Source organism: Methanosarcina mangrovi (assembly GCF_052057765.1).
Classification (GTDB): domain Archaea; phylum Halobacteriota; class Methanosarcinia; order Methanosarcinales; family Methanosarcinaceae; genus Methanosarcina.
In genome coordinates, this window is record NZ_CP195120.1 from 85480 (window position 1) to 107934 (window position 22455).

The 22455-nt window shown below is 44.7% G+C and carries 26 protein-coding genes; 18 read left to right on the top strand and 8 right to left on the bottom strand.

What is annotated here, in order from left to right; all coding sequences use genetic code 11:
* Positions 1-373 precede the first annotated feature (373 nt).
* Positions 374-964: an endonuclease dU gene (locus ACSAZL_RS00365; RefSeq protein WP_440946785.1), complete on the bottom strand. Its 591-nt coding sequence runs from the start codon at positions 962-964 to the stop codon at positions 374-376.
* A gap of 143 nt (positions 965-1107) precedes the next feature.
* The gene (locus ACSAZL_RS00370; protein ID WP_440946786.1) at positions 1108-2433 is read right to left on the bottom strand and encodes a proteasome-activating nucleotidase; all 1326 of its coding nucleotides are present in this window, start codon (positions 2431-2433) and stop codon (positions 1108-1110) included.
* A 30-nt stretch (positions 2434-2463) separates the two neighbouring features.
* Between ACSAZL_RS00370 and ACSAZL_RS00375 the strand changes: the two genes are divergently transcribed.
* Positions 2464-2949 (top strand): multiprotein bridging factor aMBF1, encoded by a 486-nt coding sequence (locus ACSAZL_RS00375; RefSeq protein ID WP_440946787.1) that lies wholly within the window; start codon positions 2464-2466, stop codon positions 2947-2949.
* A 316-nt stretch (positions 2950-3265) separates the two neighbouring features.
* Here ACSAZL_RS00375 and ACSAZL_RS00380 read toward each other — a convergent pair whose 3' ends face one another.
* The gene (locus tag ACSAZL_RS00380) at positions 3266-4108 is read right to left on the bottom strand and encodes a TatD family hydrolase (protein ID WP_440946788.1); all 843 of its coding nucleotides are present in this window, start codon (positions 4106-4108) and stop codon (positions 3266-3268) included.
* A gap of 327 nt (positions 4109-4435) precedes the next feature.
* Between ACSAZL_RS00380 and ACSAZL_RS00385 the strand changes: the two genes are divergently transcribed.
* A complete protein-coding gene (locus ACSAZL_RS00385) occupies positions 4436-5464 on the top strand; it encodes an isocitrate/isopropylmalate dehydrogenase family protein (protein WP_440946789.1) in 1029 nt (342 codons plus the stop codon).
* Positions 5465-5691: 227 nt separating this feature from the next.
* On the opposite strand, the gene ACSAZL_RS00390 is transcribed toward ACSAZL_RS00385, so the two are convergent.
* A complete protein-coding gene (locus tag ACSAZL_RS00390) occupies positions 5692-7023 on the bottom strand; it encodes a homocitrate synthase/isopropylmalate synthase family protein (RefSeq protein WP_440946790.1) in 1332 nt (443 codons plus the stop codon).
* A 781-nt stretch (positions 7024-7804) separates the two neighbouring features.
* On the opposite strand from ACSAZL_RS00390, the gene cbiT reads away from it, so the two are divergent.
* The 9 genes from cbiT (at position 7805) to ACSAZL_RS00435 (ending at position 14356) form a co-directional block, all read left to right on the top strand.
* Complete coding sequence (cbiT, locus tag ACSAZL_RS00395) at positions 7805-8359, top strand: precorrin-6Y C5,15-methyltransferase (decarboxylating) subunit CbiT (protein ID WP_440946791.1); 555 nt, start codon at positions 7805-7807, stop codon at positions 8357-8359.
* Between the two features lie 90 nt (positions 8360-8449).
* Positions 8450-9058, top strand: a complete 609-nt coding sequence (locus ACSAZL_RS00400; RefSeq protein WP_440946792.1) for a cobalt-factor II C(20)-methyltransferase — start codon at positions 8450-8452, stop codon at positions 9056-9058.
* Positions 9059-9075: 17 nt separating this feature from the next.
* The gene (locus tag ACSAZL_RS00405) at positions 9076-9804 is read left to right on the top strand and encodes a cobalt-precorrin-4/precorrin-4 C(11)-methyltransferase (RefSeq protein ID WP_440946793.1); all 729 of its coding nucleotides are present in this window, start codon (positions 9076-9078) and stop codon (positions 9802-9804) included.
* Between the two features lie 80 nt (positions 9805-9884).
* Positions 9885-10343 (top strand): cobalamin biosynthesis protein CbiG, encoded by a 459-nt coding sequence (locus ACSAZL_RS00410; RefSeq protein WP_440946794.1) that lies wholly within the window; start codon positions 9885-9887, stop codon positions 10341-10343.
* A 74-nt stretch (positions 10344-10417) separates the two neighbouring features.
* A complete protein-coding gene (locus ACSAZL_RS00415; RefSeq protein WP_440946795.1) occupies positions 10418-10771 on the top strand; it encodes a cobalamin biosynthesis protein in 354 nt (117 codons plus the stop codon).
* Positions 10740-11540 carry a precorrin-3B C(17)-methyltransferase gene (gene cobJ / locus ACSAZL_RS00420; RefSeq protein WP_440946796.1) on the top strand — a complete coding sequence of 267 codons (801 nt, stop codon included), beginning with the start codon at positions 10740-10742 and terminating at the stop codon, positions 11538-11540. Before ACSAZL_RS00415 ends, cobJ begins: the two co-directional genes overlap by 32 nt.
* Positions 11530-12261, top strand: a complete 732-nt coding sequence (locus ACSAZL_RS00425; RefSeq protein ID WP_440946797.1) for a precorrin-8X methylmutase — start codon at positions 11530-11532, stop codon at positions 12259-12261. Before cobJ ends, ACSAZL_RS00425 begins: the two co-directional genes overlap by 11 nt.
* A gap of 497 nt (positions 12262-12758) precedes the next feature.
* Positions 12759-13361, top strand: a complete 603-nt coding sequence (locus ACSAZL_RS00430; protein ID WP_440946798.1) for a hypothetical protein — start codon at positions 12759-12761, stop codon at positions 13359-13361.
* Positions 13362-14074: 713 nt separating this feature from the next.
* Positions 14075-14356 (top strand): hypothetical protein, encoded by a 282-nt coding sequence (locus ACSAZL_RS00435; protein ID WP_440946799.1) that lies wholly within the window; start codon positions 14075-14077, stop codon positions 14354-14356.
* A gap of 81 nt (positions 14357-14437) precedes the next feature.
* On the opposite strand, the gene ACSAZL_RS00440 is transcribed toward ACSAZL_RS00435, so the two are convergent.
* The 4 genes from ACSAZL_RS00440 to ACSAZL_RS00455 all read right to left on the bottom strand — a co-directional run bounded on the left by ACSAZL_RS00440 (position 14438) and on the right by ACSAZL_RS00455 (position 17333).
* Complete coding sequence (locus ACSAZL_RS00440) at positions 14438-15088, bottom strand: cytochrome c biogenesis CcdA family protein (RefSeq protein WP_440946800.1); 651 nt, start codon at positions 15086-15088, stop codon at positions 14438-14440.
* 137 nt (positions 15089-15225) lie between these two features.
* Positions 15226-15723: a thioredoxin family protein gene (locus ACSAZL_RS00445; protein ID WP_440946801.1), complete on the bottom strand. Its 498-nt coding sequence runs from the start codon at positions 15721-15723 to the stop codon at positions 15226-15228.
* 377 nt (positions 15724-16100) lie between these two features.
* Positions 16101-16943: a P-loop NTPase gene (locus ACSAZL_RS00450; protein ID WP_440946802.1), complete on the bottom strand. Its 843-nt coding sequence runs from the start codon at positions 16941-16943 to the stop codon at positions 16101-16103.
* Positions 16944-16994: 51 nt separating this feature from the next.
* Positions 16995-17333: a DUF134 domain-containing protein gene (locus ACSAZL_RS00455; protein WP_440946803.1), complete on the bottom strand. Its 339-nt coding sequence runs from the start codon at positions 17331-17333 to the stop codon at positions 16995-16997.
* A gap of 215 nt (positions 17334-17548) precedes the next feature.
* On the opposite strand from ACSAZL_RS00455, the gene ACSAZL_RS00460 reads away from it, so the two are divergent.
* The 7 genes from ACSAZL_RS00460 (at position 17549) to ACSAZL_RS00490 (ending at position 22370) form a co-directional block, all read left to right on the top strand.
* Complete coding sequence (locus ACSAZL_RS00460; protein ID WP_440946804.1) at positions 17549-17920, top strand: NifB/NifX family molybdenum-iron cluster-binding protein; 372 nt, start codon at positions 17549-17551, stop codon at positions 17918-17920.
* A gap of 95 nt (positions 17921-18015) precedes the next feature.
* On the top strand, positions 18016-18390 hold the full coding sequence (locus tag ACSAZL_RS00465; protein ID WP_440946805.1) for a NifB/NifX family molybdenum-iron cluster-binding protein: 375 nt from the start codon (positions 18016-18018) through the stop codon (positions 18388-18390).
* A gap of 42 nt (positions 18391-18432) precedes the next feature.
* Positions 18433-19287 (top strand): ATP-binding protein, encoded by an 855-nt coding sequence (locus ACSAZL_RS00470; protein ID WP_440946806.1) that lies wholly within the window; start codon positions 18433-18435, stop codon positions 19285-19287.
* Positions 19284-20216 carry an ATP-binding protein gene (locus ACSAZL_RS00475; protein WP_440946807.1) on the top strand — a complete coding sequence of 311 codons (933 nt, stop codon included), beginning with the start codon at positions 19284-19286 and terminating at the stop codon, positions 20214-20216. The genes ACSAZL_RS00470 and ACSAZL_RS00475 overlap by 4 nt, the downstream gene beginning before the upstream one ends.
* Before the next feature lie 157 nt (positions 20217-20373).
* Positions 20374-21072: a DUF169 domain-containing protein gene (locus tag ACSAZL_RS00480; protein WP_440946808.1), complete on the top strand. Its 699-nt coding sequence runs from the start codon at positions 20374-20376 to the stop codon at positions 21070-21072.
* A gap of 248 nt (positions 21073-21320) precedes the next feature.
* Positions 21321-21854, top strand: a complete 534-nt coding sequence (locus ACSAZL_RS00485; protein ID WP_440946809.1) for a DUF1847 domain-containing protein — start codon at positions 21321-21323, stop codon at positions 21852-21854.
* 48 nt (positions 21855-21902) lie between these two features.
* Positions 21903-22370 carry a DUF1284 domain-containing protein gene (locus tag ACSAZL_RS00490; RefSeq protein WP_440946810.1) on the top strand — a complete coding sequence of 156 codons (468 nt, stop codon included), beginning with the start codon at positions 21903-21905 and terminating at the stop codon, positions 22368-22370.
* Positions 22371-22455: the final 85 nt, after the last annotated feature.

Consider the following 22455-nt stretch of genomic DNA (forward strand, 5'->3'; position numbering starts at 1 on the left):
TTCCTTTTCCAGTTTTTGAATTTACACTGTATATGTTTAATAATTTTATTAATGTTACTCTATTTCCCTGTTGATGTATTATATTCTTTGCTCTCAGGGGGACTACCTGGTCTATTTCTAATTTTTACGCTATCTTCTTTAATTTCTTTGCCTCAAATGTATATTTTTTTATTTTTTATATTTTTTTGAGGCTGGTTCCTGTATTTTTATCTTTCCCTTTTTTCCTGATTTTTTCCACGTTTCCTCTTGATTTCACATTCATCCCGGAGCTTCGATATGCTCATGGCTCTTGTACTTGATTCTGCTGGCTCGCTGCGGGAGTCTTCTTCCTGGTCTTCTCCCGAAGTACTGTAAAAACCGGTTATGTTTTCAGTTATGCTTTTCCTCTTGACTCCCCGAAGATAATGCCTGTTGCAATCAGATGGGCAACCCTGAGAGGCTCCGGAATATTACTTCTTATCGAAGTGAGGCGGACTATCTTTTCTGCGCTTTTTATCCCGATCCCGGCTTTCTGGATATAAATCGGAGTGCCGTTTTTTTCCGTGACCAGCTTTTCTATTTTGCCGGCTTTTTTTATTATCTCCCAGCGCAGCTCCCCATCGGAGAAATGCTTGAGGGCAGATCGGATCTTTTCGAAATCCGGGTAGGCCCGCATGACCACAATAACAGGAAGTCCCGTCTCCCTGTAAAGTTCCTCTATGTCGACTACATTAAAGCCTCCGTAAGTGACTCCGTCAAGCATGATAACCCTGAGCTGGCCGTAATGCTTGCTATTCTTTATCATCGTTACTATCACTTCGGTTGCATCAAGCCCGTCTCTGGTGATCTCCGAGCGCAGGACTCCGTCCATCCAGTCTCCTCCTCTGAAAACAGTTCCCACTATCATTACCTTCTCATTAAGAAGCGCAGAGTCGTCTATGCCCATAACTCGGATCTCGGGTTTGATATGAAAATCTGAATTCACAGGTATCTTTATGCAGGAATTCCAAAAATAGTTTGCCGGTTTCCCATGAAGCCTTTTCCAGCAGAACTCAATGGGAAACAGGAATTTTTTCCGGTAAAAATAGGTGCCCTTAAAAGGGCTTTTATGCAAATTACCGGATTTTTTTACACGAACATTGTTGTCTCTGGAAGGTTGCCAGGCATCATCTTCTGCGTATCTGCAGCCATAGATACCTTCTCCACTGCTTCGAGGAAGTCTTCCATTTCAACAAGTGCCTTGTCTTTTCTGACCGCGAACATGCCTGCTTCTGTGGCAATTGCCTTCAGGTCTGCTCCGCTCATCCCTTCGGTAGCTTTTGCAAGCTTTTTAAAGTCGATGTCTCCCGCAAGAGTCATCCTTTCACAATGGATTTTGAGGATTTTTCCTCTGGCTTCGATTCCGGGCATCGGAACATGGACAAGCCTGTCAAAACGGCCCGGCCTGAGAATTGCAGGGTCAAGGACGTCCGGTCTGTTTGTGGCTGCAATGATCCGAATGTTTTTCCTCTTGTCAAAGCCATCCATTTCTGCAAGAAGCTGCATCAAAGTTCTCTGAACTTCTCTATCTGCGCCAGTCGTCTCGTTTAAGCGCCTTGCAGCTATCGAATCCAGTTCATCGATAAATATGATACTGGGGGCTTTTTTCCTTGCCATCTCGAAGATTTCCCTTACCAGTTTGGAGCCGTCCCCTATGTATTTCTGTACAAGTTCGGAACCAACAACTCTGATAAATGTCGCATTGGTCCTGTGGGCTACGGCTTTTGCGAGCAGGGTTTTACCTGTTCCCGGAAGTCCATAGAGTAATACTCCCTTGGGGGGTTCAATTCCTATACGGGAAAAGCGCTCAGGTTCAATTAGCGGAAGTTCCACTGCTTCCTGAAGTTCCTGTATCTGCTCATCGAGACCGCCGATCTGGTCATAATCAACTTCAATACTTTCGATTACTTCCATTGCAGCAACAAAAGGCTCTTCTGTGGAAGGAATGACCTCTGCAATGGCGAGTGTATGCTGGTTCAAGGCAACCTTTGCCCCTGGCAGCAGTTTTTTTTCGTCAATATATTGTGAGACGTTAACCAGAAACTGAGGCCCATTACTGCTACGGACAATTATACGATCATTCTTGATCACATCTATAACCGTACCAATGATCAGCGGAGAGGTCTTCATGCGATCGAGCTCTGACTGAAGCTTTCGTATTTCTCTCTCATACTTGATCTTCTGGTTCTCCAAATAGCGTTTTTCGGACTCTATCTGGCTACACTGCTCTTCCAGAAAACTGTTGCGGCTTTCAAGTTGCCTCACTCGGTCCTGGACGCTTTCAGTTGACTCCCCCAGCTCTCCAGGCTCGATTCCGTCATACACAGATCCGGGCTTCACAAGGTGACTGCGCATGCTTTCATCCTTACTTTTGGTAATTTCCGTCATGGAGCTCCGAATAATATTTAAGTTCATACCGTATATAGCGTTTTCGAAGTGATCAACATGCAGTGCGAAATATGTGGTGCAGAGATCCGCGGAAAGCCCATATGTGTTAAAATTGATAACAGCGAGCTTCAGGTCTGCCAGAAATGTGCACCTTATGGTACGCCCGTCGACAAACGGACTCCCGTATCAAGGAAGATCTCTCCGGTAGTTCGTACGGTCCCACGAACTGAAAGGAGGCCAAAGAAGGATTTCTTCGATATTTTAAAAGACGAACTTCTGGACAACTACGATCAGATTATCCGGGACGCAAGGGAGGCCAGAGGCTGGTCTCAGGAGGATCTTGCTGAAAACATCAAGGAAAAGGCATCTCTGATCAAAAAGATAGAGCGCAGTGAAATTGTGCCCGAAGATTCCGTTAGAAAGAAGCTGGAACACACCCTCAACATCAAGCTCACTGAGCGCGTGGATGAAGCGGGGCAGGAAGTCTCTCATATGAAGAAAGACACAACTCTCGGTGACATCGTAAAAATAAAGCGCAAATAAGCTGTGAGTTTTGACTGTAAAGCTTTAAATCAAGGTTCTGTCCCAGCATCGAAAACTGTTTCCGGCAGGTTTTTCCTTCCGGAAACAACTCTGATGGAGAGGGTGTTTACCCTGATAGGTTTGCCTTTAAAACATTGGTGAACTTTGGTTTTGCCTTCTGCTTATTTTACTTTCTGCTTATTTTACTTTCTGCTTATTTTACTTTCTGCTTATTTTACTTTCTGCTTATTTTACTTTCTGCTTGTTTTATCTTCTACTTCTTTTGCCCTCTACTTTTTAATCCGGCTTTTTCGAGCACAGCTCTTTCGGCATTGTGTTACAGCTCTATCTCTATATCATAAACCTTTTCAGGATTCTCCTTGTGAATTGTCCAGAAGGGTTCTTCCCCGTATGTTTCAATGAGTTTCATGGTCCTTTTCGGGATTGTCTTAGGGCCAAGGACCGCACCCGGCCTGTCAGGGTCATCAATATAATCGGTCTCCATCATGAAGCGTGTTCCCTCTTCAAGCGCCTGCTCGATTGCCCCTTTAACGGATATTACTCCCGGAAAAATCCCGAGTTCCTCACAGGTTTTTACAAGAGGGGGAGAGTAATGCTTGACTACCCTGTACATTTTTATTCCCGTTTTTTTTGCCCTTTCCGCTATGTCCTGAAGTTCGGGCTCTCCCACACTTTCTGTATGAAGCTGGACTGCACAGTCCTGTTCTTTCCCGAGGGAAAAAGCATGTTCCATTATCTCATTTGAGGCTGCCCATACTTCTTCGGATACGGGATAGTGCGGGCGTCCCGATTTTATTCCCACGGCAAAGCCTCTTTCTACGTATCCGGCGGCAAGCTCAAGGCCTTTTTTCATGGTTTCGGTAGCTTCCGAGAGTTCCATGTATTCCGTAAGCTTTGAAATCTCAGCCGGGTGAACCCCGAGAACCGGAAAAGCCCCGACTCCGGTTTCGCGGATTTTTGATGCGATTTCCACGGTTTCGTCAAAGACCGCAAGGTAATCCTCAGGTTTTTTGACCGCAATTCCAAGGGACCAGCTGGGTTTGGTAACCAGGATAATGTGCGTCCCTCCCGATTTCTGAAACTCTTTAACGGCTTCAAGCCCTCGGGCTCTAGGGTCTATATGCATATGGTTGTCGGTAATCGGAATTTTTGCAGGCATGTTTATTCCTCGGAAATTTCCTGAAAACCTTTTACTACCTTTTACTTATATTCAAATACTTATATTCAAATTGAAGCTATTAACGATTTAATTTGAAAACCGTACCTGTCTTTGCAGGGCACGAGGACAGAATTATATTCTGTGGACCCGTATCTATTTTCTGGGTATATTCTATAATATAATTACCCAAAAGTTGAAATATGAGCCTTACGTTGAGTACGCGGCAAGATTCAATTATTCTTACCAAATTCTTCGAAAAGTTCCCCTTTTTTAGCTTTTCAATCGCTACGGTTCTTTTAACACGAACCTTATAGATCCGGTGATAACATGACTAAAACCGCAGCAGTAATCAAAGGTGACGGGGTTGGCCCCGAACTTGTAGACGCAATGCTTAAAGTTGCAAACGCCGCTGGCACTGATATCGAATTCGTAATGTGTGAAGCAGGAGCCGGCTGGTGGGAAGAGCATGGCGGCAATTCCCTTGTCCCTGACGAGACCTGGCAGATCCTTGACAGCTCCGATGCCTGTTTCAAGGGCCCAACCACAACTCCGGGTGGAATAGGCTCCCCGAGAAGTGTGGCTGTATCCATCAGGAGAAAGTACGACCTCTATGCAAACGTCAGGCCGATAAAGACCTTCCCGAACTCAAACGCACCTCTCGGGGATGTCGAGATGGTCTGTGTGCGTGAAGGAACTGAAGGGCTTTACATCGGCGAGGAAATCCAGCTTACAGACGATGTTTCGATTGCAATCCGAAAGATTACCCGCACGGCATCAAGTAAGATTGCCCGCTATGCCTTTGAAGAAGCCAGAAGGAGAGGTTACGACACGGTTGTGCCCATCCATAAAAGCAATATCCTGAAACTGACCTGCGGCTCTTTCTTAGAAGAAGTCGAAAAGGTTGCACAGGACTACCCGAACATTGAGGTCTGGCCCTATCATATTGACAACATTGCCCAGCAGCTTATCAAGAACCCCCAGATCTTCAACAAAAAGGTTCTCCTTTCCACCAACCTCTTTATGGACGTTATCAGCGAAGAGTGTTCAGCTCTTGTTGGCAGTATCGGGCTCATTTACTCTGCAAATCTAGGGGACAATTTTGCAATGTTCGAACCGGCTCACGGCTCAGCCCCGAAGTATGCCGGGCTGGATAAAGTAAACCCTGTCGCAACCGTGCTTGCAGGAGCCTGGATGCTGGACTATCTTGGTGAAAAGGAAGAATCCGAAGCCATCTTCAAAGCCACAGAGCGCGTAATCTCCGAAGGCAAGTATGTGACCTATGACCTCGGAGGCAGCGCAAAACTCAGCCAGATGGCAGGCGAGATTGCAAAATACACCGCAGAAATCCTGAAATAAAGATTTTGAGTATCCGAAAAACGAGGACCTGAAAGCAACCGAGTTCTTCGTTTGCTTTCTTTTTTGTTCTTTCCTGGTTTTTTGCTATTACTGGTTTTTTGCTCTTTATCGATTTTTTCCTTGCCGGTTCTTTGTTCTTTATTGATTCTTTATTCTTACTGTTTCTTTGTCCCTGGGCTGTAGGTTTTTTCCCTTCTATTCGTCTCTTCTGCTCTCTTTCGGGGCTTTTAATCCTTCTCTTCTACCTCTTCTACCGGTTCCTGGATTTTCCCTTTGTTTTTTAATTTTCCTCCGCCCGTATGTGCAGGGTCACAGATTGGCTGGTAGAGGAAATATTTCTCAACGTAAGCAAGGAGCTCTTCATCTGAGATACAGGAGACCCTTTCTTCTTTATCGTAGAGCTGCTGGATTTCTTTCTGGATCTTAAGCAGTCTCCGGTCATCTTTTTCGATTGTGGTTTCAACATCAAGGAGGTCGTTTAAGGTTTCCTGAATCTTGTAACGTATCACCTCAAGGCCCGAAGAGTCGCCTATGAGCAGAAGCCTGGTACTTCCTACAAGTTCGGGGGGATAAGGTTCATAATTGAAGGGGTTTTTCAGGACGCCTGCAGCATGGATTCCTGATTCGTGGGCAAAGATGTTTTTCCCGACAACAGCCTTGTTTCTCGGGACTCTGAGCCCGAGTTCTTTTTCCATAAACTTTGCAAAACGAGTAACGGGTTCGAGGTTATACTTGCTAAAACCTTCAACCCTGTCCGCCAGGAAGAGCAGGATTTTTTCCATTTCACTGTTTCCTGCACGTTCTCCTATGCCCAGGAAGGTTACACTTGTCCAGTTGGCCCCGTGCCAGAAGCCTGCGATCGAACTTGCTGCCCCGAAACCGTAATCGTCATGGATGTGGGTTTCTATATTTTTAACCCCTATTTCTTTTTTGAGGTGCTGGACGATTTTCGGAATTCCGTACGGTTCGTCAATATTCATGAACGGCATCCCGTACCCGACGGTATCACAGACTCTTATGATGCATTCCGGATCGATTTCCATAATCCTTTTCACCAGGGGAAAAACAAAGCCGTAGTTGTCAGCCCTCGTCATATCTTCCAGGTGAGCCCTTGTACGAAGCCCGTGATCCACGGCATATTGGAGGGCGTCAAGATATTTCTCTTCAGCTTCTTCCCTTCCTGAAAGCCTCATCTTTGAATGAATGTGCGTATCCGAGACCGACATCAAGATCCCGGTCTCTTCAAGGCCGTCAACTTCCAGAATTTTGTCTATGTCAGCCCTTGAAGCCCTTGCCCAGCCTGTGATTTCCGGGCACTCGTATCCCCTGTCGAACATAAGTTCAACAGCGTCTCTGTCTCTTTTATTGAATACAAAGGCTTCAAGTTTCTCAATCCCTATCTCGTGCAGGTATTCATAGATTTGGACTTTGTGTTCTCTGCTCAGGACTATCCCGGGCATCTGGGAGCCATCGCGAATGGTGCTGTCACTTATGAATATCTCGTTTCCATAAGGCAGCTTTAGCTTGGGCAGATCTTCATATGATTCGTAAACTTTCATCTGGTATCCTCCTTTTTTGGTGGCAGAGCCCTGCATCGAGAGGGCGGGCTTACACTGCTGGAGTAACTTCCTGTCAAAAAATGCTGTTACGTGTGCAGATTAAAAAATCAGCTGTTAAACCGAAGACGTTCCGCTTCCTGTTTAAAAAACATTTATATGGGGAATATCTTTCGTTTTTTTTCTTAAAAGGGCGTTTTAACTTTTTCTGAAAGAGGCACTGTGTCGGAAGTGCCGGAAACTTAAATCCCATACGCTGTTATAGTTAAAATCTCTTTCTTTTAAAACTACTATAGGTAATCTTAAATTCATTTCATAAAAATGTTTTGTGTGTTCTACCCTGAATGACAGGAAATTCAGGACTTCCACTTTTTTAAAACCTTTCTCCGCTGTTCTTTGAAGATGCCCATTTGTGGAGGAAACTCTTCTAATTTTTGATCAATGCTTGTTCGTCTCTAGAAGGTTCATATTTTAAGGCACGGCTAAAAACCAATACAAACTTTTCTACATGTCTTTTCCGATTCCCAGGGGGTTTCATTAAAGTTTACTTTCCTTTATTGCCCTTCGTGCTGATAATAAGGTATATCTACAGCAAGTTATATTTATAATCGGGTAAATCTGAAATATCCAATTTATTTATGTCTCTCTATATGCATCTGCATATGGTTTGCACCTGAAAAAAATCATATATTGCCGGCTTAACTGTACATCCGGATTTAATATATTTTCCAAATTATATCGCCACATATTTAATTATGCATATTTACTTTTCCCGAGGTAAAAAATGTCCGAAATAGTAAGTGTTAGCGGCGGTCCGACTAAACCGGAAATAATTGCAGTGTCCCTTTCCAAACTCGGACTGCAGGATGGGGACCGGTTTGCAGACGTAGGCTGCGGTACGGGTTCGGTCTCAATTGAAGCAGCCCGGATTGCCCGGAACCTGACTATCTACGCAATCGATGCCCGTGAAGAAGCTCTCTTTGCTACGGAAGCAAACTTCAAGAGTTTCGGGATCGAAAATGCCAGGGTCCTGGCCGGCGAAGCCTCGGAACTCCTTGGCTCCGGAGGGCCTATTGATTCAATTGACTGCGCTTTTGTTGGCGGTACAAAAAACATTGACGCCATACTTGAGAAGCTTGTAGAAAAAAAAGCTCGCAGCATTGTGGTAAACGCAGTCCGTATCGAAACGGTTGTCCGAACGATCGAGGTTATGAAGAGGCTGGGAATTTTTAACGAGGTAGTCCACGTTGCAGTCTCGAGAAGTGCTCCGATTGCCGGAGAGACTATGTTCAAACCTGAAAACCCGGTATACATAGTCGTCGGAAAAAAGCAAACCTGAAAATTATCCTTTAATCGCTATCAGGTTAAATCACCATCAAGTTAATCAAATTATGCTTAATATCTACCTGTAAATTTATGGAGCGATAATATGTTAATAGGAGTAGGACTTGGTCCCGGAGACCCTGAACTTCTGACCCTGAAAGCAGTGAATATTTTGAAAAACAGCGATAAGGTGTACGTCCCAGGACGCCTGGCAAAAGACCTTGTAGCCCCTTATTCGGACGCCGAAATCCTTGAGTTCCCCATGATAAGGGACATTGAAGTCCTGAACACCCTCTGGAAAGAAAATGCGGACCGTATTGCAGATGAGGCAAGAAAAGGGACTGTGGCTTTCGGGCTTATAGGCGACCCTAACTTTTTCTCCACTTTCACTCACCTGAAAAAGGTTATGAACAGACACTATCCGGATGTCGAGACTTCAACAGTGCCGGGGATAAGTTCCATCACGTCTTTTGCTGCAAGGACTGATGTGGCGGTCGAGAGCTCCTTTGAGGTAAGTGACGGCTCCGAGATCGGGTATAAGATCCACCTCAAAGCCACACAGCCGAGAAAGATTATGGAACAGCTCGAAACCGAAGGATACAGGGAGTTTATTTTCGCAGAGAGGCTCTTTTCGGACAATGAACTGATTATCAGTAAGAAAGAAGATATCCCGGAAAAAGGGAACTATTTCAGCATCATTTACGGTAAAAAATAAGCAAAGGGAATGGTCAGATGGAAAGAAAAGTATACTTTGTAGGGGCAGGTCCCGGAAACCCCAAACTGATTACCGTCCTCGGGCGTGAGATGCTTGAAAAAGCGGACCTTGTTATGTATGCGGGCTCCCTTGTAAACCTCGAAGTTCTCAACTACACAAAGGGTGAGACAGTTGACAGTTACGGGCTTACCCTTGATGAGACCACGAAAATAATTGCCGATGCCGTGGATGCAGGGAAATTCGTGGTGCGCCTCCACAGCGGAGACCCTTCGCTTTACGGGTCCGTTATAGAGCAGATGGAAGAGTTGAAAAAATACGATATCGAAGTAGAAAGGGTAGCCGGCGTCTCCTCGGTTTTTGCAAGCGCAGCAGCTCTGGGTACCCAGCTTACTCTTAACGGTGTTTCCGATACCCTTATTATCACCCGCCCTGCGGGAAAAACCCTGGAAAAAGACCTTATTCCCGAGCTTTCTGCCTACAATACCACCATGGCAATTTTCCTTGGCACCCAGAAGATCAGGGAAATTATGGAAAAAGTCCAGTGCCCGAAAGATACTCCGGTTGCAGTTGTCTTCCACGCTTCCTGGGAAGATGAAGAAATCATCACAGGGACAGTCGAAGATATCGCAGACAAAGTGAAAGATGCAGGGATCACGCGTTCGGCAATGATAATTATCGGTGGGGTTGTTGACCCTAAAAACTACAGGAGGTCCTACCTATACGGAGTGGCCCAGGAACCGCTGTAATTACCTTTGAAAGGAACAGGGAAATTGCATCAAGAATAGCGGAGCATCTCGAAGCCGACCTTCTTCTCTATGAAAAAGGTGTGTTCAGGAAAGCTTTTGAAAACTACGGGGCAATCGTTGCAGTCTTTGCTACAGGCATTGTGGTAAGGGATATTGCCCCTCTTCTCGATAATAAGTGGTCGGACCCTGCAGTGGTCGTTGTGGACTCAAACCTGAATTTCGCAATTCCTCTCCTTGGAGGGCATCACGGGGCAAATGAGATTTCCCGAAAGCTTGCGGAATTGGGGGCAGTCCCCGTGCTCACCACAGCTACCGAGGTTCACGGCAAGCCCTCTGTTGAGGGGATTGCTGACAGGTTTGGCTGCGAGGTCTTCAATAAAGAATCCACGATTGCTGTAAACTGTGCCCTCCTTGACCAGCAGGTAGAGGTCCTTGAGGTTAAGGGGCCCAGAATTGTTATTGTGGACGAGGATGTTTCCGTACTTGTCAGGAAAAAACAGGCTGAATTAAAGGATGATAGTGCCGGAAACAGCCAATAATAAACACCAATCGACAGCTAATATGCCAATTAATTACGAAACTGCATAATAAAGCAGTGGATAAAAGATTACTGATGATTCTCGGAATCGGAACCCGCAGGGGCATTACAAAAGAAGAAGTCCTTGATGCCGTAAAACAGGCGCTTGATGAGTGCGGCCTGAGTCTCCAGGAGATTACGGCATTTGCCTCTGCGAAACTCAAGGAAAATGAGCGGGGTCTGCTGGAAGCAGGTGAAATGCTTGGCATTCCGGTGAACTTTTTGCCGGATGAAGTGCTGAACAGCTACAATCCTCCTTCATCCTCCCAGGCTTCTCGCTTCGGGTTAAAAGGGGTTGCAGAGCCTGCTGCACTGGCCCTCTCGGAAAAACACGAATTGATTTGCAGGAAGAAAGTCTATGGCAGAGTCACAATCGCAATCGCAAGATAAGGCATCCGGCGGAAAACTCTACGTTGTAGGGATAGGGCCGGGCTCCGTGGAACAGTTAACCCTCAAGGCCCGGGACGTAATCCTCAATGCCGATTATGTTCTCGGGAACAGTACTTACCTGGACCAAATGGAAAGTCTTCTCGGCACCCAGGAGGTAATCCGGAGTTTTATGGGAAAAGAGGTTGAAAGAGCCCGGAAAGCCGTGGAACTTGCAAAAAACGCAAACGTGGTCATGATCAGCGGGGGCGACACCAACGTCTACGGCATGGCAGGTATCGTGCTGGAGGTCGCTGAACACGAGAACCTTGACGTGGACATCGAAATCCTGCCAGGGGTCACAGCAGTCCTTGCCGGAGCAAGTATTCTCGGTGCACCCGTGGTGACGGACTTTGCAGTGATCAGTTTAAGCGATCTCTTAACCCCCTGGGAGGTAATCGAAAAGCGGCTTAACATGGCTGCAGATGCTGATTTCGTGATAGGGCTCTACAACCCAAAGAGCCGCAAGAGAAAGTCAAACTTTGCAAGGGCAATCGAAATAATCCGCAAGTACAAGGCCGATTCCGTGCCTGTTGGGCTTGTCAAGAACGCCATGAGGGGCGAGGAAGAGGACCAGATCGTGACAACTCTCGGAGAAGTCATGGAATATGAGGACTGGGTGGATATGAGCACCGCCATTCTCATAGGCAACGGGGATTCTCGGATCTGGAAGTCTCCGAAAAAGGATATTATCATAACACCCAGGGGGTATCATAAGAAATATGACTACTGAAAAAAGTGCGAATGAAAATTCAGAGAATCTCGAAAATCTCGAAGAGTTTACCGAGCTTACGGTGGAAGTCGACCCCGAACTTGTGAAGATCTGCAACGACTCGGGGGCAAGAACCGAAGAGGCAAAAGCCATCTACATGAAAAGCCGGACAATGATCCGGGAAATTGTCGGGAATTCCACACCTGAAGACCGTTTCCGCCAGCGCTGCGTAATTGCGACCGGGGACCTCTCGGTTGCCGATATCATGCGTTTTATGCACGACCCCATACCTGCAGGGGTTGAAGCAATTAAGAAAGGCGCTCCTATCTTTGTTGATATCAATATGGTAAAAGCCGGGATCACGAAAGCAGGGCACAAATCCGAAATCATCTGCGTGCTTGATGAAGACCCGGATGCTGCAATTGCCAACAAGTACGGGATAACCAGAACTTCGGCAGGTTTTCTGGCAGCCAGAGACAGGCTTGACGGCAGCATCATTGCAATCGGAAATGCGCCTTCCGCTCTCATCATGGTCTGCAAGCTGATTGAAAAAGGTGTAAGGCCTGCTCTTATAATCGGGCTTCCCGTTGGTTTTGTAAACGCAGCCGAATCCAAGGAAATGGTCCGGAACCTGAAAATCCCCATCCCCTCTATCAGCTGTGTCGGGACAAGGGGTGGGACTCCGATGGCTGTTGCCTGCGTAAACGAGCTCGTAGCGATCGCAAGGGAAAGTGAAGAATAACACTTTCTGCTTTCTTTTTTGATTTTTTTAATTTTTTTTCTTTTTTCTGCTTTCTTTTTTAATTTTTTTCTTTTATCTCAGCCTATTTTTTCTTTTTCTGCTATTCTACATTCAATATCCTGATTTATGTTTCCAAATTTGTATCTCTTATTCTATGTTTTTCCCGATTTTCACTACCAGATTTGTACCCCATATCTTTATCTCCAGATCTATAGAAACCAAGCATTTTTATCTCAGGGCAGGATCTTTTAGCTTCAAATGGTGCTCCCGATTCAGTATTTTATCAATATGATCTCTACTCTTTTTTTATTTTTATTGACTTATCTTCTAACTTATATTTTCAATTCCTAAATATTATTACACAGTTTTAAATACTTGGAAATTTATCTAGAACTGATCCAATAAAGACAGATTGGATCATATATCTACGGATAAATGTTTCAAAAAATATATTTGTATATCTATCAACTAAAATTTGAGATATATTGAGGAATAAAATGAGGAAATCATACACAATAATATTTGCCCTCGTAGTCTTGCTTTTTACGGCTATGGGTGTAGATGCACTGGAATCTAAAGCAATAGAACGCAATAATGGTGCGTATGCATTTGCAGACTGGGCTGAAACAAATGGTGATGTAACTACCTGTACCTATCTCTCTGTAACTGAGACCGATGATGGGACTGATATTTATGTCTCAATGTGGGAATATAACGGGATGACAGGTGAATCGTACGATGCTTACGGATACATGTTTACAGAGGATGACATTTTCAGCATAGATAAGAAGCTAGACTCTGCAAGCCTGTCCGCAGTTGACATTGGAGTCGAAAAGTGGTTTCTGGACTATAACACGGGAGAATATGTTTATGAAACCGGTACTGTGACCGTTGAGGCTGACTGGACCGGCATCGGGGATATTTCCAGGGGCAGCTCCAGGTATGTCTCAAGGGATGGAGACTACGTATTCAGGAGTACTGATAATTCACTTTCCAGAGAGGCTACAGTCACAGGTTTAATAGATGGAAATGATCCTGGAACACAGTCTTTTGCCAGCATGTCCAGGTTCAAAACTGCGTATATGAGTATGGAAAAATAATTCCATCTTCCCGTTTTAAGGGATTTTGAAAAGCCTCTGACGAGATTCCCAATTGTGTGCAGGACTTTATGTTCCGTTGATCCAGATTAAGAGTCTTAAAACCCTTTTCATTCTTTTATTCTTTTTTCAGATAAAACGAATTAAGTAATTTCGCTGACATTGTACCCATTAATGAAAGTGTGCCAGTACTTTGAATTTTAATATTATGGAGTTCTGTTCTCAAAGAACCGACTGATATCTCAAAAAGACTAATATGCCAAAATGCAGACCGAGAGCTTTACGGCAAATAAAGCTGGAAAAGGATAAGATTTACTTGAGTAAAAAGGAATAAAGTCTAAGGGGAGCTTGTTACAGATAGCAATAAAAAATCTATAAGTTATCTGCCACACAGCACATATTTTCTATATTCTTTCATACAGATAGTATTATTTTCCTTTTCCATAAATTTATATCTGTTACTCTACATACTTTCATCATGATTAATAGAAAATTATTGAAAGTGATATGTGTATTCTTTTTTGTAATTTCCAGGGGTGGATCTAATTGGGCAATAGGGGTGGATCTGATTGGGCAATAATACCAAGAAACTGGTTATTTCAGGTATCACTATTCTGGTATTCTTTTTAGTTCTCTATCTCTTTCTTCCCTTCATTTCTATGGGATCTGCTGTCCCTTTTTTCGTAATACACAATCATGACGTTAAGGATCATGAAGTGGCAGTTGAAGTATTCGATCAGCAGAACAAATCAATAATAAACGAAACCTACAGTCTCGAATCCGAAGGTGATTTTTCACAGGTTCGTCCTTTAAGCCTTCGGTTCAGCCACGAGAAAAGAGAGTATATTTTTAAGGTAACCATGGATAAACAGATTACAAGCACGGTTAAGATAGAAATTCCTAATAGCCATTCCTTGGTTGATATATGGTTGTACGGTAGGGACTATGAGTCCGGAGAAATTTTCCCTATTTTCATGGAAATTGCAGAAATGGCATGAGAGGAAACAGGTTTTATCTACTGTTTCCTTCCCAAATTTATGCTCCAAAATGTGTTTAAAATACGCTGCTGTTTTGAAACATTAAATGAGCCATCTGAGGTGGTTCTGGTAAGCCATCCAGAGCCCTACGAGGATAAGCACTATTCCTGCTCCCTTTTTGAAGGCTGCATCATATCTTGATATGAGCTTTATTTTTGAAGTAGAAAGGTGAGCCGAATATGCAAGCAGGAGCATGGGCACCGCAAATCCCGCAGAATATATGAGGAGGGTCAGCGCGCCGTTAGCAGTGCTCCCTTCCAGGGCTACCATAGTCAGGATTGAAGCAAGGATAGGTCCCACGCAGGGAATCCAGAGCACTCCGAGGGAAAGCCCCAATAAAAGGCCTGAAATCGGGCCTTTCTCGTTCATTCCTGCAAGCATGGGAAACCTTGCAAAGGCATTAAACAGGCTTATATCAAAGAGTATTGCAAGCCCCATCGTAATGATCAGAAGTTCTGCCAGGATTTTCAACTGTCCCAGGTATGCCTGAAAAGCTGCTCCGAAGGCGGAAGTCACAACTCCCATGAGGGTAAAGGATATCGATACTCCAAGCACTATAGCAAGGGGTCTTAACTTTCCTTTTCCTGTTGAACTTGCAAGGACTGCAGGAAGAAGGGGGAGGATGCACGGGGACAGGACACTGAGAACTCCTGCACCAAATGCAGCCACGGGGGTAATAGCTTCATAAGACATGGTCTGGTCCGCTGTTTTTCAGTTTAGTTTCTTATGGTGCCGTTTTTGATCCGGAAACTGCTTCCAGTCTAAACTAAGTCGGAAAGCTGAGTCCTTCAGCCTTTACAGGAAGTTCAGTTTTCCGGGCAGGCCATTTTTTATTCTGTATTCTCATAGTAAAGAACGGCTCTGTCCAGAAGCTCTTCATACACCTGTTTTTCCCTGACTCCCAGAACTCTTGCCTGGAATCTGTCTGCGGTGACGTTTCCGTCTTCCTGCATATAAACATATTCTCCGTTTTCGAAGCCCACGACCACAAAGGAATCAGGAATATAGGCTATTCCGAAATACGCTGCAATTTTTGGACTCTGATCTATATCTGCAGACATAACCGTGACTTTTCCGGTATATTCTGCTGCCAGGTCGCTCAGGATGGGTTTCATTTGCTGGCACGGTCCGCACCATTCAGCTCCGATTTTCAAAAGGACCGGGCCTTCCTGGAGGGATGTGTTTATCTGTTCCAGGTCGGTCATATTTTCAACAACACTTATTTCCTGGATCCCCTGGGCACTTGTGGCGTTTTCCGGATCTTCAGTACAGCCTGCCGTGAAGATTACAGATGCGAGCAGGATTAGTAATATAATTAATTTATTCATGTTCTCAACATTGCCTGTTCATTTTGTAGTTCTTTAGGCTTTCTGTATTAGTAATTCTCTCTTATTTCAAATAATTTTGTTTCCACTGATTCTGAAAGCCTGATTCTGCAATAAAATTATCCATCACACACAAATAATTTACCGTAAACAAAGCTCATAACTATCTCTTAACTTCCCGATTTAAGGAATTCGATCGAAAAAAAAACAATAACTATATTAGAGACCTGTGAGGCATGAGTGAAAAAGAAATATGAGAAAGAAATAAGAAAAAAGGAAAAGGAATATATAACAAATCTTTTCCGATATTAAAATGTAATTCAAATAAAGAAGCTTAAGCAATTGTTATTTCCGTAAACCTTTTCCCTTTTCATTCTACCTTACTTTTCTTCAAGGATTTTTTCAACGACGTTCACGACATTATCAAAGTTCTTCTGCCACTCCGTGCCGTGCTTAAGCTGGTCCTGAATGATCGTACCTTTGTCTTCCATTTCTGCGACTTTTGGCTCTATGGGAAGTCTGGCGAGGATGGGAATGTTAAAGTCTTCTGCAGCTTTTTCAACGCCTCCACTTCCGAATACATCTATAGGTTTATCGCAGTGGGGGCAGATAAGCCCGTGCATATTGTCCACAAGTCCTATTACAGGTACATTCAGTTTTTCCGAGAATGTGATTGATTTTCGGACACTGATCAGGGCTACATCCTGAGGGGTTGTAACAAGTACGGACCCGTCACAGTTGGGGATAAGCTGGGCCACACTAAGGGGTTCATCTCCAGTTCCCGGGGGCAGATCGATTATAAGAAAGTCAAGTGCCCCCCAGTAGACTTCTTCCAGGAACTGTTTGATTGCTCCCATTTTGGCAGGGCCCCTCCAGATTACGGGTGAGTCTTTGTTTTCTAGCAGAAAACCGACAGACATCATCGAGAGGTTGGGAAGCACCTGAATCGGGAGAATTCCTTCTTCGTTTACCTCAGGTCTTGCGGACTCCAGTCCGAAGATAGTAGGAATAGTCGGACCGTGGATATCACAGTCCAGCAGCCCTACCCTGTGTCCGCGGAGGGCAAGTCCGACAGCGAGGTTCGCGGCAACCGTACTTTTCCCTACTCCGCCTTTTCCGCTCATTACCATGATCTTGCGTTTGATGCGCCGGAGGTTGACTACTATTTTTGGCTCCTCGGGCTTTTTTGATAAGCTTTCCAGTGGTTGAACCTTATCTGTCATTTTTATCGCCTGTGTAAAATTTCCGGTTTTTTCCCCTTTTCGTATCCTCTGTTACGCGTCAGCATCTTCATTAATGTCAGCGCTCTCTGTTCTGATATAGTTACCGCCTTTTATTTCTATGGCTTTTCCTGTACTCAGGGCAAGAGCTACTTTCATTCTGGCAGATTTCAGATCCTCCCAGAAAGCTCTCCTTGATATTCCTACCCTGCTGGCTGCGTCTTCCTGCCTAAGCCCCTCAATGTCCACAAGTCTGAGGGCTTCAAGCTCTTCTATTGTGAGGGATACCACTTCAAGGTCTGATAGCGGGACCCCTCGGGGCTTGAAATATGTGATATCAGGGGTTAGCTCAACGCGCCTCGGACATTTTGGCCTTCCTCTGCATTTTTTCATAGCTTACTTATGCACATTGCAGAATAAATATATAACAATTTCTCTTTTCGAATAGAAAACTATAAATATTTATGTACAAATGAGTGAAATTGTACTTTCTGTATCTCTGACTTCTCTGCGTTTGTGAAGGACTGATGTGCTTCTACGTTATCTGAAACATTTACAGAGAAATGTATCGTCTGAGAGTCAGCGGATTTTATATTGGAGCATAAAATATGAAAATCTGCATAAGTGCCTGTGGAAGAAATCTTGATTCTGAAGTGGATCCTCAATTCGGAAGATGTAATTACTTCGTGATTATTGATCAGGAGACTGGGTCAGTGACATCGATCAAAAATCCCGGTTCGGAAGCTCCTGGTGGTGCAGGAATCCGGGCAGCAGAGGCAGTCGCGGGGGCGGGGATAGCCATTCTCTTAACGGGTAGTGTGGGACCTAATTCTTTTTCCATACTCTCCGAAGCAGGCGTTGAAATCCGCTATGGAGTCAGAGGCAAGGTATCCTTTGCTCTGCGCGAGTATCAATCCGGAAATCTTGCCATCCTTGAGCGTCCGAATGCTTCTATTCATAGCGGTATGAAGAATAATTGAGTGAATGGTCCGGATCAGGAACAAAACCTCAAATAATCCGAAAAATTTTGTAACAATATTTTATGAAACATCTAAAAATTTAAAAGGTGATCTGTATGAAAGTATGTATACCAACAAGAGATAACAATGGCATGGAAGGAGCTGTAGAACAGCACTTTGGAAAGGCTCCCACTTATACAATCCTTGATACGGACAGTGGAGAAGTTTTCGTTATCCCCAATACCAGCGACCATATGGGGGGAGTAGACCTGCCGCCTGAGTTACTCCGTAAAAACGGGGTGGAAATCATGCTCTGTGGAGGACTGGGGTACAAAGCTGTCAAGATGTTTGAGTCTTGTGGAATCGATGTTTTTGTGGGGGCGGGAGGCAAGGTTCAGGATGCGATAGAAGCCTGGAAAGCAGGGCAGCTCCATAATGCCAGTGCAGAAAATACCTGTGCAGAACATGACCATCACGACCACCATCACTGAAGAACTGGCTCCTATCTTTGTGCATATTAGAAGGCGCAGCTCATGAAAATTGCAATTGCAAGCGGCAAAGGCGGTACCGGGAAAACTACAGTTGCAGTAAACCTTGCCCTTGCTCTTGAAGGGGTGCAGCTATTTGACTGTGATGTGGAAGAACCTAATTGCAACCTGTTTCTGGGTTTTGAACTGGAGCCTGTAGAAGTGGTAACCTGTCCGGTTCCGGAGATCGACCGTGAGAGGTGTACTCTTTGCGGCAACTGTGCCAGCTTCTGCAAATATAATGCCCTGGCTGCTCTTCCTCAAAAAATTATGTCATTTCCTTCCCTCTGCCACGGCTGTGGCGGCTGCAGCCTTATCTGTCCGGCAGGGGCCATAGAAGAGAAACCCAGGCCTATAGGGCTGATCGAAAAAGCTTTCTCTGAAACCTCTTTCTCATTTCTCCGCGGGACTCTGAACATAGGGGAAGCTATGGCAACGCCTGTCATCAGGTCGCTCCAGCGGCATATCGATGAAAGCAGACCTGCAATTATCGACTCTCCTCCAGGAACCGCATGTCCCGTCCTTGCAGTCCTGGGGTGTGCAGACTACTGCGTGCTTGTGACAGAGTCAACTCCTTTCGGTTTCCATGATTTTCTTCTCGCCCTCGAAGCTGCAAGGACAGTTCAGGTCCCTGTAGGAGTTGTTCTCAACCGGGACGGGCTTGGGGATTCAAGGGTAGAAGATTTTTGCAGGGTCAGAGGAATTCCAATCTTGCTCCGCATTCCTAATGATAGAATGATTGCCAGGCTCTATTCAGAAGGCATCCCCTTTGTTAAGGAAATGCCCGGGTGGAAGGAAAAGTTCGAAGAGATGTTCGAAACGATAAGAGCGCTGGCTTGCAAAAGTAAGGGGGTATCATGAGGCAGCTGGCTATAATTAGCGGGAAAGGTGGATGTGGAAAGACCACTCTTACAGCTGCCTTTTCTTCTCTTTCGGGAAATGCCGTACTTGCGGATTGCGACGTTGATGCATCCGATCTGCCTCTTATCCTTAAGCCCCGGGTACTCAATACAGAGGATTGTCTGGGACTGGGACTTGCTTCCGTTGACTTGGAACTCTGTACTGGCTGCGGAATCTGCCGGGAAATCTGCAGGTTCGGAGCAGTCCTTGAAAACTTCACGATAAATCCGTATAGCTGCGAAGGATGTGCAGTCTGTACTGTCGCCTGTCCTGAAAAAGCGGTGTCCCTTATACCGAAAGTTTCCGGGCAGGCGGTTTCCTCCATAACCCGTTTCGGGCCCATGGCTCATGCAAATCTGGGCACTGGAGAGGAAGCAAGTGGAAAACTTGTGAACCTGGTCCGAAAAAAGGCCACAGAACTTGCAGATCAATATTCCTGCAAACTTGTTCTTATTGATGGCCCTCCAGGTACCGGCTGTCCGGTTATGGCAGCAATTACCGGGACAGACCTTGTCCTTGTACTTAGCGAACCCACTGTTTCCGGCCTTCACGACCTGAAACGGGCAATCGAACTGACCGAACATTTCAGAATTCCGGCTGTTGCCTGCATTAACAGGTATGATATTAACGAGAAAAAGAGCCTCGAAATTGAGGCTTTTTGCAGGGGAGCCGACATTCCTCTTCTTGCTCGTTTGCCTTATACGGACATAACCACAGAGGCGATGATGAAGGAAGAAACAGTGATCGAATATGCCACTCATTCCCGGGAGACCGGAGCTGTAGAGTTTGCAAATATTATTCGTAAGCTCTGGGCAGATCTCAAAATGAGGCTTTCAGAGCCTTGTGATGAAGAAATATGCTCAAAAGCTCTTCCTATGAGGGAATCTTAACTTAAATAAATAGTCTCAACTGAAATGTTAAAAAGTTAAATAATATAGCAGCTGTTATTAATATAGCAGTCTGTTCTTTTAATTTTATTCCTAAATAGTTGATGAATTTTTTAGTAACTCGTTAGTGAATTCAATAAATAGTTGGTGAGTGAGTTCAATGGATTATACGCAGCTTGCAGAGAAACTGGTCAAGTTTCTTGACCTTAAATATGAACCGGTGGCAGTGAAAGTTATCAAAAAGGGAGAACCTGTCCCCGAAGGGTATCATGAGCCCGAGAAAAATCTCAGGCACTGTCAGTCCATCATGAAAGCCAGAAAAGGGGAATCTTTTATAATTCCTGCAGGTAAACATGCCTGCGTGGTAGGAGCTTCAAGCCTCGGGATTATTCCTACGCCTGAAAAGGTGGCTTCAGGGGAATTCCACCACAACCTGGGGATGTTTGATAGTGTGGAGGCAGCAGCCTGCATGATTGCAAAACGCCCGGCTTTTGAGCCCGAAAGCAGAATTGCGACCGTCGTTGGCCCTCTGAAGGACGCAAAGGTCGAGCCCGACGTAGTTATTCTTGTGGACAGGCCGGAAACCGTTTACTGGATAATCCCGGCAAGTACTTACCATAAAGGCGGAAGGGTAAACTTTAGCAGTGCAGCTTTTCAGGCAACCTGCGCCGACACGACCATCCTGCCAAGCCTGACAGGAGAAATAAATGTTTCTTTAGGCTGTTTCGGATGCAGAAAAGCGACTGATATCGAAAATGATGAAATGCTTATCGGGATTCCTTTCAACAAGCTTGAAGAAATAGTTAATGCCCTTGAAAAACTTTATGAAGGCCCTCTGCCGAAAGCGAGGCAGAAATAACCCTTTTAGGATTTTTATTTCTTCCGATTCTTAAATTAAATTTTTTTTCTTTTTCATTGTTTTTTTCATCTATTTTCTTTTTTTATCGGCTTTTTTAATGTATTTTCTTTTCTCATCGAATTTTTTTATTTATTTTCTTTATTATGAATCCCTTCAGTACATTTATTTCTTCCATGTAAATATTTATACCTGCAAAGTTTATTATGTTTATAATACCTATTCGTCTTAAAAACCCCGGGAGAAAAAGTGTGCAGTGCGCATTATGCAGGAATAAGGAATGTCTTGTAGGCAAAAACTGTTCTGTTATCAAATCGGGACTTGAGTATAACGGTGACAATCTTAAATCTATCCGGATTTCCGCCTGGCTTGAGTCAGATCCTGCAAAAAGGACAAAGCTGGAAGAAATTGCGATTTACTCAAAGAGGCTCGGGTACAGGAAAATAGGAATTGCTTTCTGTATTGAGCATGAGAGGGAAGCAAGACTGGTCTATGATATTCTTTCAAGATATTTTGAGGTGTTTTCGGTTTGCTGCAAGGTTTGCAGCCTTGAAAAAGAAAGTCTCGGGATCAAAAAAACCGGGAATCTGGAGTTTGAAGCTACATGCAACCCTATAGGGCAGGCTCTCCTCCTGAACAATGACGGCACCGACCTGAATATCATGCTCGGGCTTAAAACGGGCTATGATATTCTCTTTGCAAAATATTCTGAAGCTCCTACGATAACACTTCCTCTGGTGGAACTTCCCTATCTCGGAGATTCGGAAATTGATTTTATAGAATGAATTAAAATATTTTTTTAATTTTTGTGATTTTAAGTCCCGGAGAAATGCATGTCCGAGAAATCCAGATGCAAATCTGAAATTGACTCAAAATCCGACTCAGAACTCCTGAAAATAAGGGCTCATCACCTCTGCTGTATACAGGGATTTCAGGGGTATGGGTACAGTCCGGCTTTTGTTGCAAATATGCGGGCTGTGATTTCGGAGCTTGAGGCTCTTCCTTCCAGGCCTCTCAAGCTTGTAACGGTGTGTGACGCAATCTGCGTTTCCTGCCCCAGCAAAAGGGAATGCACCATTCAGGAATCAGTCCTTTCCAGGAGAATCAGGCAGATGGACCTCGTTGTCCTGGAAAAATTGAGGTTGGATGATGGAACTGTTCTGAATGCGGATGAAGCCTTCAGACTTATAAATTCAAAACTTAACAAAGCTTCGGATGTCGAAGAGGTATGCGGAACCTGCAAGTGGAGGCAAAAATGCCTCTGGTATGTGCAGGCAGGAAGACAAAAAGGTCCGGAATAAGGCCTTGAGGAAATGCCGCCATGAGGCAGGGCTGAGTTTCCGGCTCAAAAAACTTTCTTAGCCTGTCTGCCCTGAACCTCTTTTT